Annotated in this window: 5 protein-coding genes; 1 reads left to right on the plus strand and 4 read right to left on the minus strand. The window is 63.8% G+C overall.

The window, feature by feature from the left end:
* Positions 1-6: 6 nt before the first annotated feature.
* The 4 genes from F8N49_RS08385 to F8N49_RS08400 all read right to left on the minus strand — a co-directional run bounded on the left by F8N49_RS08385 (position 7) and on the right by F8N49_RS08400 (position 13,175).
* Positions 7-7,830, minus strand: coding sequence for a non-ribosomal peptide synthetase (locus F8N49_RS08385; protein WP_151551135.1), 7,824 nt, complete (start codon positions 7,828-7,830; stop codon positions 7-9).
* Positions 7,827-11,228, minus strand: a complete 3,402-nt coding sequence (locus tag F8N49_RS08390; protein ID WP_151551136.1) for a non-ribosomal peptide synthetase — start codon at positions 11,226-11,228, stop codon at positions 7,827-7,829. Before F8N49_RS08390 ends, F8N49_RS08385 begins: the two co-directional genes overlap by 4 nt.
* A gap of 187 nt (positions 11,229-11,415) precedes the next feature.
* Positions 11,416-12,399 (minus strand): TauD/TfdA family dioxygenase, encoded by a 984-nt coding sequence (locus F8N49_RS08395; protein WP_016773893.1) that lies wholly within the window; start codon positions 12,397-12,399, stop codon positions 11,416-11,418.
* Between the two features lie 35 nt (positions 12,400-12,434).
* Positions 12,435-13,175, minus strand: a complete 741-nt coding sequence (locus F8N49_RS08400; RefSeq protein ID WP_151551137.1) for a thioesterase II family protein — start codon at positions 13,173-13,175, stop codon at positions 12,435-12,437.
* A 136-nt stretch (positions 13,176-13,311) separates the two neighbouring features.
* Between F8N49_RS08400 and F8N49_RS08405 the strand changes: the two genes are divergently transcribed.
* A complete protein-coding gene (locus tag F8N49_RS08405; RefSeq protein WP_151551138.1) occupies positions 13,312-14,445 on the plus strand; it encodes a cupin-like domain-containing protein in 1,134 nt (377 codons plus the stop codon).
* Positions 14,446-14,516: the final 71 nt, after the last annotated feature.

The following is a 14,516-nucleotide window of genomic DNA, read 5'->3' on the forward strand; positions in this document are numbered from 1 at the left end:
TCCCTCTCAAGAAATCAGTTTTTCCAGATCATCGAGGGATAGACGTTTGAGGGCCTCCAGTGATTTAGCCAATTCATCCTGAACGGGCGACATTTCGACGCGCAGGGCTTCGATCCGCGCGCAGAAGTCCTTGAGCGTGTCGGTCTCGAACAGCGCCTTGAGCGGCACCTTGTCGCCGAGACGCTCCTGCACCCGGGTCACCACCAATGTCGCCAGCAACGAATGGCCGCCGAGCTGGAAGAAGTTGTCCGCCAGCCCTACCCGCTCGACTTCCAGCACCTCTTGCCAGATCGTCGCGACCTCCCATTGCAGATCGCTTTGCGGCGCTAGGTATTGCTCCTGCGTCGGGCTCTCGCCCAACGCCATCAGCGCCTTGCGATCGAGCTTGCCGTTGGGCGTCAGCGGGATCGCGTCGATCAGGTGCAGATGCCCCGGCACCATGTGCGCCGGCAAGCGACTGGCCAGCGCACTGCGCACCCGCTCGGCCAGCGTCGACCGCTCGCTGTCCGGCGCAGCGACGAGGTAGGCATGCAGGTGTTTGCCTGCGGCGCCGTCCTGCGCCAGTACCACCACCTCACGGACATCGTCGAGTTCCAGCAGGCGTGCTTCGATCTCGCTGAGTTCGATGCGGAAGCCGCGAATCTTCACCTGATGGTCGGCGCGACCGATGTACTCGATGTTGCCATCGTCGCCCTGGCGCACCAGATCGCCGGTGCGGTACAGGCGCTCGCCGTTGCTCGCGTAAGGATTCGGCACAAAGCGTTCGGCGGTCAGCGCGGCACGACGCAGATAGCCGCGCGTCACCCCGGCACCCGCCAGGTACAGCTCGGCCGCCACGCCCTCGGGCAGCACCTGCAACTGACTGTCGAGCAGGTGCGCCACGGTGTTGTCCAGTGGCCGGCCAATGTTCGCCCGGCCCATTGGCGTGCGCAGGGTGAAGGTCGAATAAGTGGTGTCCTCCGACGGCCCGTAAAGATCGTAGACCTGCTGCACCTGAGTGCTGGCATAGAGGCTGTCGACCAGACTCTGCTTGAGCGGTTCGCCGGCCAAATTGATCGTGCCGACCGAAGTCGGAATCTGCCCGGCCCGTTGCAACGCGGCGATCGCCGACGGCACGCTGTTGATCAGCGTGACCTGATGGCGCGCCGGCAAATCGGCCAGCGCCAGAGCGTTGTCGGCCAATACCAGACAGCCACCGCAGGCCAGCGTGACGAAGATTTCCCACACCGACAGATCGAAGCAGATCGAGGTCGAAGCCAGCACGCCGCGCAATTGTTCTTCACGATAGACCCCAGCTGACCACTGAATCAGCGCCGACAGATTGCCGTGGCTGATCGCTACGCCTTTCGGTTTGCCGGTGGAGCCGGAGGTGTAGATCACGTACGCCAGATTTTCGGCTGCGAGGTTAACCAGTGGCGCAGCATCCGGGCATTCGCTGGCGACGCTCTCGTCCACCAGCAGCACCTGTGCACTCAAGGTTTCGGGCAGCATCGCCAAGGCCGCTGGCTCAGTGAGCAAAACAGCGGCGCGGCTGTCGTCGAGCATGTGCAGCAAGCGTTCCTGCGGGTAATCCGGATCGAGCGGCACGTAGGCGCCACCGGCCTTGAGGATCGCCAGCAAGCCGACCAGCATCTGCGGCGTGCGGCGCATGCACACGCCGACGCGCACTTCCGGCCCGACGCCCATGCCTTGCAGCTTGTGCGCCAGACGATTGGCCCGGGTATCGAGGTCTTGGTAAGCGATGGACTGCTCAGCGAACAGCACCGCGTTCGCCTGTGGCTGTCGCTGCACTTGCGCGGCGATGTGCGCCAGCACTGTGCGTTGATCCGGCGTGGTAACCGGCGCCTTGCCCCACTCGATCGCTTGTTGCTGTTGTGGCTCGGCGAGCAGTTGCAGCGCGCCCAGCGGCTGCGTGGCGTCGGCGAGGAACTGCTCGAGCAGGCCTTGCAACTGCGCACTCAACGCATTGATCGCTTGAGCGTCGAAACTGGCCTGATCGTAACTTACGCCCAGACTCAGCTCGCGGCCGGTGACCGCGACCAGCGTCAGCGGATAGTTGGTCTGCTCCTGCCGGCGGATCGCCGAGAACTTCAGGCCCGTCTGCGGTCCCTGCGCCAGCGCTTCGGCCATCGGATAGTTCTCGAACACCAGAATGCTGTCGAACAATGCCCCGGCACCCGCCCCGGCCCAGCGCTGAATGTCATACAGCGGCGTGTGTTCGTGCTCGCGCAAGGCCAGGTTGAGGTCTTGCACCTGTTGCAGCCATTGGCTGACGCCGATCTCCGGCGATGGCGCCGCCACCACCGGCAGGGTGTTGATGAACAGACCGATCTGCTGCTCGACGCCCGGCAAATCGGTTGGCCGTCCGGCGACCGTCGCGCCGAACGCCACGTGATCCTGCCCGGTGTAGCGCTGCAACAGCAGCAGCCACGCCGCTTGTACCAGCGTGTTGAGCGTGACTTTCTGCTCGCGGGCGAAGCGGTTCAGTTCGGCGGTCAGCGGTTCGCTGAACACATGCTCGTGATCGGCATAGCCGCTGGCCGCGTGCCTGACCGGCATGGCACTGGCCAGTCGCGTCGGCTGTTCAAGGTCCGCCAGCGCTGCGCGCCAGAACTGCCGACTGGCTTGCTGATCACGCTGGCCGAGCCATTCGATGTAATCGCGATAACGCCCCTGCCCTGCGCTCGGCACGATGCCGGCGTAGCGTTGCAGCACTTCGCCGAACAACTGCGAAGTGCTCCAGCCGTCCATGAGGATGTGATGGCAGGTGTAGATCAGGTGATGGGTGTGTTCATCGATGCGCACCAGCGTCACGCGCAACAGCGGCGCGTCGAGCAGATCGAAGCCACGTTGCAAATCTTCAGCGGCGAGATGATCAAGCGCGGAATCAAGATCATCGCGCCCGCGCCAGTCCTGCACTTGCCACGGCATCTGCACACGGCTGCGGACCACCTGCACCGGCGCGGCGGCATCCTGCGGCCAGACGAACGCCGTGCGCAAAATGTCGTGGGCATCGAGGGTCTGCTGCCAGGCCTGGCGGAAGCGCTGGGCGTCGAGCTGCTCGACGTCGACGCGCAGCTGAGTGGTGTAGGCCGGGCTGTCCGGCTCGTTGCGGCTGTGGAACAGAATGCCTTGCTGCATCGGCGACAGCGGGTACAGATCGACGATGTCACGCGGCGCCATCGGCAATGCCGACAGCTGCGCCTGGGTCAGGTTGGCGAGGTTGAAATCCGAAGGAGTCACGCCACCTGCCCCGCTCGCGCAGCAATGTTCGATCAGGCGTTGCAGTTCGCGGCGATAGGCCTCGGCCAACGCCTCGATGGTCTCGGCGCGGTACATGCCGCTGCCGAAGGTCCAGGTCAGTTCCAGCTCACCGCCGAGAACCTGTCCGTCGACGCTCAGCCAATTGCCCAGCGGCGCTTGCCCATCCTGATTGGCGCCGGTGCTGTCAGCGCTTGGCAGGAACAACGCGCCTTGCTCGGCACTGAACGCGCCGTCGAACTGACCGAGGTAATTGAAGGTCACCCGTGGTTGCGCCAGCGTCTGCAACTCGGCTGCACGCGTGAGGTAACGCAGCACGCCATAACCGATGCCTTTGCCCGGCACGGCGCGCAGTTGCTCCTTGATCGCGCACAGCGACGCAGCGGGATTGGCCTGCGGAGTCAGGCGCACCGGGAACAGGCTGCTGAACCAGCCGACCGTGCGGCTCAGGTCGATGTCGTCGAACAGGTCTTCACGACCATGGCCTTCGAGCTGGATCAACACCGACGGCTGCTCGCTCCAGTCACACAGCACCCGCGCCAATGCAGTCAGCAACAGGTCGTTGATCTGCGTGCGGTACGCCGCCGGGGCGACTTTCAGCAGCTTGTCGGTCAATGTCTGGCTCAGGCGCGTACTGGCGCGAGCGGCCTGGGCGCGGGTCTGGCTGTCCACGGCGAAATCTTGTGGCAGTGCCGCGTCTTCCGCCGCCAGGGTCTGGCGCCAATAATCGCGTTCGCCGGCCAGCGCTTCACTCTGTGCATAACGATGCAACTGCTCGGCCCAGTTGTGCAGCGAACTGCTCTGGCCTGGCAACACCGCCGCCGTCCCCGCCGCCAATGCCTGGTAATACTGCTGCAAGTCCTCAAGCAGAATGCGCCACGACACGCCGTCGACCACCAGGTGATGAATCACCAGCAACAAGCGCTGCTCGGCGTTCGGCAGGTTGACCAGCACCGCGCGCAGCAAGTGCCCGCGTTGCAAATCCAGGCTGCGCTGCGCTGCGTCGGCCACGGCCGGCAAGGCATCGAGACTGTCCAGTTCGCGTAGCCAAAGCAGTTCGGCATCGCGCTGAGCCTGCGGCAACGCCTGCCAGCTATCGCCCGACTGCACAAAGCTCAAGGCCAAGGCCTCGTGCTGTTCGACCAACGTCGCCAGCGCCTTGCGCAAATGCACGGCGTCCAGCGCCAGGGTCGGTTGCAGCATTACCGACTGGTTCCAATGCTGGCGCTGGGCAATCGGCGTCTCGAAGAAACGCACCTGAATCGGCAGCAACGGCAACGGCCCGCGAGCCACTGGTGCCGCGACGGCAGCCGGTTTGGCTTCGATCAGTCTGGCCACAGCAGCCAGTTGGCCGATGGTCTGTTTTTCGAACAACTGCTTGGGGCTGAGCTTGATGCCCTGGCGCTTGGCCCGGGCGATGATCTGCAAGCTGAGGATCGAGTCGCCGCCCAGTTCAAAGAAGTTATCGCTGCTGCCGACCCGCTCGAGCTTGAGCACTTCGGCCCAGATGGCCGCCAGTTTTTCCTCGATCTCACCGACCGGCGCGACGAACTGCTGGCTGACCACGCCGGGCACTGGCAAGGCACGCTTGTCGAGCTTGCCGTTGGCAGTCAGGGGCAGCTTTTCCAGCAACAGCAACTGCGCCGGCACCATGTAATCCGGCAGCCGCGCCTGCAACTGCTCGCGCAGTGCCTGCGCCTGCACCTTCGCGCCCACTGCCGGCACGCACCATGCCAGCAGTTGCAGGCGCGCCGGGTCGTCATCCAGTGACAGCGCGAGCACGGCGGCTTCGCTGACACCGTCGAGACTGAGCAACACCCGCGCGACTTCCGCAGGCTCCACACGGTAGCCGCGCACTTTGACCTGATCGTCGGCACGACCGATGAACTCCAGCGCCTGTTCGCGATTGCGCCGGACCCGGTCGCCACTGCGGTACACCCGCGCGCCGGGGTTCCCAAACGGATCAGGCAGGAAACGCTCAGCGGTGAGCCCCGGCTGATTCAGGTAGCCAAGGGCAACGCTATCGCCACCGATGTACAACTCACCGGCAACCTGATCGGCCACCGGGTTGAGCACATCGTCGAGCACATAGACATGGGCACCGGCCAGCGCTGTGCCGATTGGAACACTGCGCGCCTGCGCGGCGAGCTCTTCGACCTCATGGGTCAGCACGCCCACGGTGGTTTCGCTCGGGCCATAGTGATTGATCAGGCGACAGCCCGGTTTAAGTTGCTGCACACGCTCGACCAGCGCCGGCGAACAGGCTTCGCCGCCGACGATCAGCGCGTGTTCCGGCAACGCATCGGCAGGCTTGGCCGCCTGCAACAGCGCGGCGAGATGTCCGGGGACGATTTTCAACACGCCAACGCGATGGCGGGCCATGTATTCGGCAAAGCGATCCGGATCGAAGCCGAGTTCTTCCGGCAGCACATGCAGCAGTCGGCCCGAGCACAACGCGCCGAACAGCACCGTGAAGCCAAGGTCGGCGGCGATGGTCGAGACCAGCGCCATGCTCGCCTCCGGCGCCGGCGCCAGACGCTCGAGTACACCGCGCACATAACTGCCCAGCGCGCCGTGGCTGACCAGCACGCCCTTGGGTTGCCCGGTGGAACCGGAGGTGTGAATCACGTAGGCCGGCGACTGCGCATACAGTGTCAGCTCAGGCGCGGACGCCGGCAGCGACTGCCATTGCCCCGGCGCAAACTCCAGACCCTGACAGCCCTCACCCGCCAATTCGCTGACCCGCACATCGCCTTCAGCACCGATCAGCGCCCGCGCCTGCGCAGCACCGAGCATCTGTTGCAGGCGCACGCTTGGCGCCTTGACGTCGAGCGGCATGTACACCGCGCCAGCCTTGAGAATCGCCAATACGCAAGTCAGCCAGTCCAGCGAACGTTCCAGCAGCACCGCCACCGGGTCGCCGACATCGACGCCCTGCGCACGCAAATAATGGGCGAGACGATTGGCCTCCTCATCCAGCGCCTGGAAAGTCACCGTTTGCTTGAGATCCCGAGCGGCCAACGCCTGCGGCTGCCGGGCCACTTCACGCGCCCAGTGTTGCAACACCGTCAACGCCGGTTCGCGTTGGCTGGCAAGCGCAGCAGGCCGTGGTGTGGCAACCGTGTGCAGTGGCGCCTGCGGCGAGTCGAGCAACTGGGTAAACAGGTCCAGCAACATCGGCACAAAACCGGCGACCGTTTCCGCCCGATAGAGATCGCTGGCATAGGTCATCTGACCGTGGATCAGCGCGCCGTCGTCGGTGATGTCCAACGCCAGATCGAAGTGCGTGCCGTCCTTGGCCAGCGGATATTCGCTGACGGTCAGGCCGGGCAGGGCCATCGAGCGCTGTTTCTGCATGCCGACGTTCTGGTTGAACTTGGCCTGGAACAGCGGGTTGTGGCCCAGGGTGCGTTCGGCGACCAATTCGTCGACCAGTTGCTCGAACGGCAACTCCTGATGTGCCTGTGCGCCGAACGCCGCTTCACGCACCTGCGCCAGCAAATCCGTGAAACTGCCGCGCTCATCGACCTGGCAACGCAGCACTTGGGTGTTGACGAAGAAACCGATCAGTCCCTCGACTTCGGCGCGGCCACGGTTGGCATTCGGCACGCCGACACGAATGTCGCGCTCGCCGGCCAGACGCGAAAGGAACAGCGAGAACCCGGCCAGCACCAGCATGAACAGGCTGATGCCCTGGCTGCGCGCAAAAACGTTGAGCTGTTGCGACAGGTCGGTGCCGAAATCAAAGCTCAGGGTCTGTCCTGCAAAGCTTTGCGTCAGCGGTCGGGCAAAGTCCGGCGCCACTTCCAGCAGCGGATGTTCGTCGCCCAATTGCTGACGCCAGTAGTCGAGCTGGCGCTCGCCCTCGCCGGCCTCCAGCCAGCGCCGCTGCCAGATCGCATAGTCGGCGTACTGCAACGGCAGCGCCGGCAGTTGCGGCTCGCGCTGCAGGCTGAACGCCTGATAGCACTGCACGAATTCCTTGACCATGACGTCCATCGACCAGCCATCGGAGACGATGTGATGCATGCTCACCACCAGCACGAACTCATCGTCGGCCAAGGCAAACAGACTGGCGCGCAGCAACGGGCCGTGGCGCAGATCGAACGGTTGCGCGGTGACGTCTTGCACGTGTTGCGCGAGCACTTTTTCGCGCTCTTGCACGGCGACGTCGGTCAGATCAAAGCGGTCCAGCGCAATGCTTTGTTGCTCGAGAATCAGCTGATGCGCTTGATCGCCGTCGGTGTGAAACACCGTGCGCAACACTTCATGGCGCGCCAGCAGATGATCGAACGAGCGGCTCAGGGCCGACTCATCCAGCCGGCCTTTCAGACGCAAGCCAGCGGCCATGTTGTATGCGCCGCTGTGCGGTTCCAGTTGCCACAGGAACAGCAGACGCTGCTGCGCAAACGACAGGGGAATCTGCGCACAGTCGTGGCGGCTGACCGGCAGCGGCAACAGGCTGAAATCCTTGCCCTCCTCGCGCAATTTGGCCAGAAACAGCCGACGCTGTTCCAGCGGCAGGCCGACGAACCTTTTTGCAATACGTTCCGCCATCGTGCCGCTCATACTTCTTCTCCTTGCAAAGCATTCATGAACTGATCCATGTCGGACCAGTCGTCGTCGCCGCTCGCCTCGGCCAGTTGCCCGAGCACCTCGGCGAGATCCGCCAGCAGCGGTTTTTCGAACAGGCTGCGCAGCGGCAGCACCACGCCCATCTGCTCCTTGACCCGGGCAATCACTTGCGCGGCCAACAACGAATGGCCGCCCAGTTCAAAAAAGTGATCGTCCAGGCCCACACGCGGCACGTGCAGCACCTCGGCCCAGACCTGCGCCAGACATTGTTCGGCCGGTGATTGCGGGGCGCGGTAATCGCCCTGCAACTGCGCAGGATCCGCCGCTGGCAAGGCCTTGCGGTCGAGCTTGCCGCTCGGTGTCAGCGGCAGATTCGCCAGCAACAGCAGATGCCCCGGCGCCATGTAATCCGGCAGGCTGGCTTGCAGCGCAGCGCGGGTCTGCTGACGGAAGGCCGTTTGCGTTGCCGCGCTGGCGAGCACCGCAGGTTCTGTCACAACGTAGGCGACCAGTTGCGCACCGCCGGCGAACGGCACCGCGATCACCACTGCTTCGCGAACGCCCGAACATTGCTGCAAGCGCGATTCGATCTCGCCCAGTTCGATGCGAAAGCCACGAATCTTCACTTGATGATCGACCCGGCCGACATACTCCAGCGCGCCATCGCCGCGCAGCCGCGCACGGTCGCCGGTGCGGTACAGGCGCTGACCGTCGGCGAAAGGGTCGGCGATGAACCGCTCAGCGCTGAGGCTCGGCTGACGGTGATAACCGCGCGCCAGCCCCGGCCCACCGATGTACAACTCGCCCACCGCGCCTTGCGGCAGCAGGCTCAGATCATCGTCGAGCACGTAAAGACGCCGCGCTGCCAGTGCGTGGCCGATCGGCATGCCGCGCCACGACACGTCCTGCGCGGTCAGCGCGGTGCAGTCATGAATCGTCGAGACCACCGTGGCCTCGGTCGGGCCGTAGGTGTTGAGCAGGCGCACATGGCCGAGCCCGGCCTGCTTCCACAGACGCAAGCCGTCCACCGCCATGGCTTCACCGCCGACGTGAATCTGCCGCAGCGCGCCGAAACTGGCCGGCGGTTTCGCCGCATATTCCTGCACCAGCCAATACCAGTAGGCCGCTGGCAGATCAGCCAGGGTAATGCCCTGATCGATGATGACCTGATGCAGCGTCGCGCTGTCCCACAACGGCGCATCGCGCATGACCACGCTGGCGCCGTGGCACAGCGGCGGGAAAAACTGCTCGACGAAACCGTCGAAGCTGCTGGTGGCGAATTGCAGAACCCGGTCGCCTTCGCGCAGACCGCTGTAGTCGATGGCGCGGGCGATGAACTCGCTTAGCGCGCCATGACTGATCGCCACGCCTTTCGGCCGCCCGGTGGAACCCGAGGTGTAGATCACGTACGCGAGGTTGTCGGCCTCGACCGTGACCGACAGATTGTCGCTCTGCCCGCTGGCGGGCAATTGCTCCAGACACAGGCACTCGATACCGTCGAGCGGCGGCAGGCTGGCAAGGCTTTGCCGGTCGCTGAGCAACAGGTTCAAACCACTGTCAGCGAGCACATGGCGCAAGCGTTCGGCCGGGGTTTGCGGATCCAGCGGCACATAGGCACCGCCGGCCTTGAGCACGGCCAGCAGCGCCACCGCCAATTCCAGTGAACGTCCCAGCGCAACACCGACCAGCACGTCCGGGCCGACACCCTGTGCGCGCAAATGGTGGGCCAGACGATTGCTGCGAGTGTTGAGTTCGTCGTAGCTGAATGCCGGCGCAGGCGCTGTGGCCAACCGCACCGCCGGCGCTTGCGCAGTCCGTGCGACTTGCGCTTCGAACAGGCTTTGCACGCTAGTGAAACGAGGCGCTGGCGCGGTGGCCTGGATCAACCCGTGGCGTTCGCTGTCGGCGAGCATCGCCACCTCGCCGATCAACTGCTGCGGGTCGCGGCACACCGACTGGAGAATGTTGCGCCAATGCCCGGCCAGCGCGGCGATGGTCGCGGCGTCGAAAATATCCGTGGCGTACGTGAAGGCGGCAAACAATTGCTCGCCCTCCTCGCGAGTGTCGAGCATCAGGTCACTGGTGGCCGCATGTTGCCGGCCGCTGCCGGCCAGTTGCTCCTCGCTCAGATAGCCCACGCGCAAGCCTGAGGCGAGTTGCGCCTGGTGCAAATCGGTGACCAGCGGCTGATGGTTGAACATCACCTGAAACAGCGGATTGTGGCTTTGGCTGCGCGCCGGTTGCAGGGCTTCGATCAGGGCGTCGAACGGCAGATCCTGATGGGCCTGAGCACCCAGTGCAGCCTGGCGCAGGTTCTGCAGCAACTCGGTGAAGGGCGTTTGTGCGGTGACCACGCTGCGCAGGATCTGGGTGTTGACGAAGAAGCCGATCAGCCCTTCGGTTTCACTGCGGGTGCGGTTGGCAATCAGTCCGCCAACACGAATATCGGTCTGGCCGCTGTAGCGATGCAACAGGGTCTTGAACGCTGCCAGCAACACCACGAACAAGGTTACGCCCTGACGCTGGGCAAGGTTTTTCAGCTCTTCGCGCAGGGGTGCGTCGATCACCGTTTCCAGGCGTGCGCCCTGATGACTGGACTGCGCCGGATAGGCGCGATCGGTGGGCAATTCCAGCACTGGATGTTCGTCGCCCAGTTGCGTGCGCCAGTAGTCCAATTGCCGCTCGCGCTCGCCAGCCTCGAGCCAGCTGCGCTGCCACAGCGCATAGTCGCGGTAATGCACGGTCAAGGGCGCCAGCGTCGGTTCACGCCCGGCCACCAGCGCGTCGTAGGTGCGCATGAATTCGTCGATCAGAATGTTCATCGACCAGCCGTCGGCGATGATGTGATGCAGGGTCAGCAGCAACACATGTTCCTGCTCGGCCAGGCGCAACAGACGCAGACTCAGCAGCGGGCCGTTCTGCAAATCGAAAGCCTGGGTCGCCTCGGCCATCATGTGCTGCTGCGCCAGCGGCCAGCGCTGGGCTTGGGGCAACTCGCTCAGGTCAGTCACGGGTAGTTTCAGTGGCTTAGGTTCGGCCACACACTGGAAGGCCCGCTCGCCATCCTGGCCGAAGGTAGTGCGCAAACATTCGTGGCGCGCCGCCAGACGACTGAAGGCCTGCTCCAGTGCCTCGACTTGCAATTCACCATCCAGACGCACCGCCATCGGCAGGTTGTAGGCGGCGCTGGTCGGCTCCAGTTGCCAGAGAAACCACATGCGCTGCTGCGCGTAAGACAGGCCATCACGCTCGGCGATGCCGTCGCAGGCGGTCATGGGCAGCTGCGCAAAATCGATGCCTTCGCGGGCCATGCCGGCGAGGAACAGACGGCGTTTGTCCTGGGGCAATTCGATAAAGCGGCGGGCTAGTTTCTGTGCGTCTGCGGCATTCATGCGTGGAGTCCTTGCTGATCGGCGGCGTGACCTGGAGACCCGGTCGTATCAACAAGAACGAATGGCCCGCGCGATGATTTAGCGCGCCAGCGGCAATCACGGCCCGACGGTACAAAGGCCAGACAGACAAATGCCGAAGCCGGTACAGGCCCGGATTCGGCATTTGAGTTGAAGGGTCGCGAACAGGTCAGCGCACGTCCTGCGAATGCCCCTCGGCCATCGCCACGATGACTTTGCGCGGCCCTTCGAACGGTGAGCGCGCGTGAGCCGAGAGCATGTTGTCGAGCATCAGCACATCGCCCTCCTGCCAGGGGAAACTGATCGCACAGTCGTCGAGCACCGCACGAATCTGCGCCAGCACCTCGTCTTCGATCGGCGAGCCGTCGCCGTAATAGACGTTACGCGGCAGGTCTTCTTCGTCAACGATGTCGAGCAGGCTTTCGCGCACGTCCGCTGGCAGGTTGGAGATGTGAAACAGGTGCGCCTGATTGAACCAGACGTGGTCGCCCGTGACCGGGTGCACCGCCACCGCCTGACAGGTCTGCCGCGTGCGCAGCTCACCGTCGTCCTTCCATTCGCAGACAATGCCGTGGGCCTTGCAGTAGGCCTCGACGACTTCACGGTCTTCGGTGTTGAACACGTCTTCCCACGCCACGTCGAGGCCATTGCCGAAGTTGCGCACGTACATCAGGCCTTTGCTGACGAACCGCTCGCGGATCGCCACGGGGATGCGCCGGTAGACTTCGCGGCTGTCGGCAATCGGCGTCTCACCGCCGGACCTGGCAGCGATCATGCTGTAGAACCAGATCTTCATCGGCCAGTCGCGGGAATAGGCCTGCTCGTTGTGCAACGGAATGCTCTGGTGCGCCGGGTATTCGGTGGAGGTGTACACGCCTTGGGTGACGTTGGTACGCGGCGTCGAGCCGAACTCGTAGTTCAGCAGCGGATGGCCGAAATTCGCGGCGAACTGGCGGAACTGCTCGGCGCCATCGAGGCGAAAACCGCGAAATAGCACGCCACCGTCGCGCAGCAAATGCTCGTCGACCAAGGCCTTCAATTCATCGAATACCGCCAACAGATCGGTGTCGGCATCGCCCGCCTCGACCAACAGCGGCAAACGTCCGCGCTGCGGCAGCAATGGCCGCACGGAAAACCCCAGAGCAACAGCCATGACTGGCCTCCTGAAAATGATAGATGAGGCGCGTCTCAGAACGCCGGTTGCACGGCCTGCGCAAGGCGTCGGTGATGCACTTCCAGATGGCTCTTGATCGTGCGAATGACCCGCGCTTCATGTTCATGAATGAAGAAATGCCCGCCGGTCATCATGTCCACCGAGAAGCTGCCCAGGGTCTCCTTGCTCCAGCCGATCAGTTGTTCGGTGGTGGCGCGGTCTTCCTTGCCACCGAGCACGTGCACCGGGCAATTGAGCAAGGGCCGCTCGGCAGGCGTGAAGCGCCCGCACATCATGAAATCGGCGCGCAGCACCGGCAGGGTCAGGCTCATCAATTCCTGATTGGCGAGGATTTCTTCACTGGTGCCCTGAAAAGTGCGCAACTGTTCGATGAGTTCTGCATCGCTACGCGGTTCGGCAAAGCCGCGGTCGTAATCGCTGCGCATGGACGGTGCGGCGGTGCCGGAGGCGAACAGCGCCAGCGGCTCCGGCACACCCAATTCGCGAAAGGCATGGGCCATTTCGCAGGCGAGCAACGCACCGAGGCTATGCCCGAACAACGCATAAGGGCCTTGCAACCCCGGCTTGTGCTCGCGCGCCAGTTGCCGCGCCAGTGCGCGCATGTCGGTTTGCAGGGGCTCATCGAACCGCGCGCCCCGCCCCGGCAGTTCCACCGGTTGCATTTGCAGCCACGTCGGCAGTTGGCGCCGCCAGCGGCTGTAAACCATGGCGCTGGCGCCCGAGTAGGGCAGGCACAGCAATGTCAGCTTGGTCACCGCGCTTTCCTTGAAAAATGTGTCTGCAAGAAAGACGGATCACTGGCCGGACAAATTAGTCGCCCGGTCGCTAAATTCCCTCGCCAGCCGCTCGTTGCCTGTTCAGGAAAAAAACAACAATCGCGAGGGAATCACCGTGGACCTGCAGAGCATTCTGGGCAAGTTGTTCGCCAACGCCGGCGCGGTCGGCATCGAGGGGGTTTTCCAGTTCATTTTCAGCGCGCAGCAGGCGTACTGGTACGACATCAAGACCAGCCAGCGCACGGAAGTCGGGCGCCATCCAAGCCCGGACGTGACCATCGAAGTCGCGGAAAAAGATTTTCTCGGGATCATGGCCGGCGTGGTCAATGTCGAGGAACTGTTCGCCAGCGGGCGCCTGAAGATCGGCGGCAACATGGGCCTGGCGACGATGTTGCCGCAAATTATCGACCACGCCCGCCAGGGTGGCGGCACGGTGGAAAAGGTCGACATGAACAAGCGCTACCCGACGCCACCGCGCTTCAGCGAAAAGCTCACTGCCGCGCTGCCTCGCCAGACCAGCGTCGAACGCCGTGCGCGCGCCGAGTTGAGCCGGCACGAATTCGAAACTCGTTATCTGCCCAACGGCATTCCGTTGGTGATCAGCAATGCCCTGCACGACTGGCCGTTGTTCAGCCTGAGCCGTGAGGAATCGCTGGTGCATTTTGCTGAACTGCAGGGCATCACCCGCCACGGCGATTACGTGAAGAAGACCTTTTCCACCGAGCGTGATTTCCGCTCGACCTCGATGGCCGAGTTCATCGCCTCGCTGGACAGCCCGGCAGTCAAAGGCGCCGACGGCGAGCCGCCGGCGTACATGGGCAACAACATCCTGCCCGCGCAGTTGTTGCAGCAGATCCAGTACCCGCCCTACTTCGACACGTCGCTGTTCATCCCGCCACGCATCTGGATCGGCCCCAAGGGCACGCTGACGCCGTTGCACCGCGATGACACCGACAACCTCTTCGCGCAGGTCTGGGGGCAGAAAAAATTTACCCTTGCCGCGCCTCATCACCGCGAGGCACTGGGCACTTGGTCGACCGCGCCCAAGGGAGGTCTGGATGGCTGCGATTTCAACCCGGACGCGCCGGACTATGAACGTTTCCCGGCAGCGCGGGAGGTGACGTTTTTGCGGGTGACGCTGGAGGCTGGGGATCTGCTGTTTTTGCCAGAGGGCTGGTTCCATCAGGTGGAGTCGGTGTCGACTTCGCTGTCAGTCAACTTCTGGGTCAACTCAGGACGAGGCTGGTAACCCTATTTCCTGTAGGAGCGTAGGAGCTGACGAGTGCAACGAGGCTGCGATCTTTTGATCTTGATCTTGAT

The organism is Pseudomonas sp. GXM4 (assembly GCF_008923895.1).
Taxonomy (GTDB): Bacteria; Pseudomonadota; Gammaproteobacteria; order Pseudomonadales; family Pseudomonadaceae; genus Aquipseudomonas; species Aquipseudomonas atacamensis.

Excerpts from the sequence above, each read along its gene's own strand:
- F8N49_RS08395 (WP_016773893.1), bottom strand. The coding sequence starts at position 12,399 with ATGGCTGTTGCTCTGGGGTTTTCCGTGCGGCCATTGCTGCCGCAGCGC.
- F8N49_RS08390 (WP_151551136.1), bottom strand. The coding sequence starts at position 11,228 with ATGAATGCCGCAGACGCACAGAAACTAGCCCGCCGCTTTATCGAATTG.
- F8N49_RS08385 (WP_151551135.1), bottom strand. The coding sequence starts at position 7,830 with ATGAGCGGCACGATGGCGGAACGTATTGCAAAAAGGTTCGTCGGCCTG.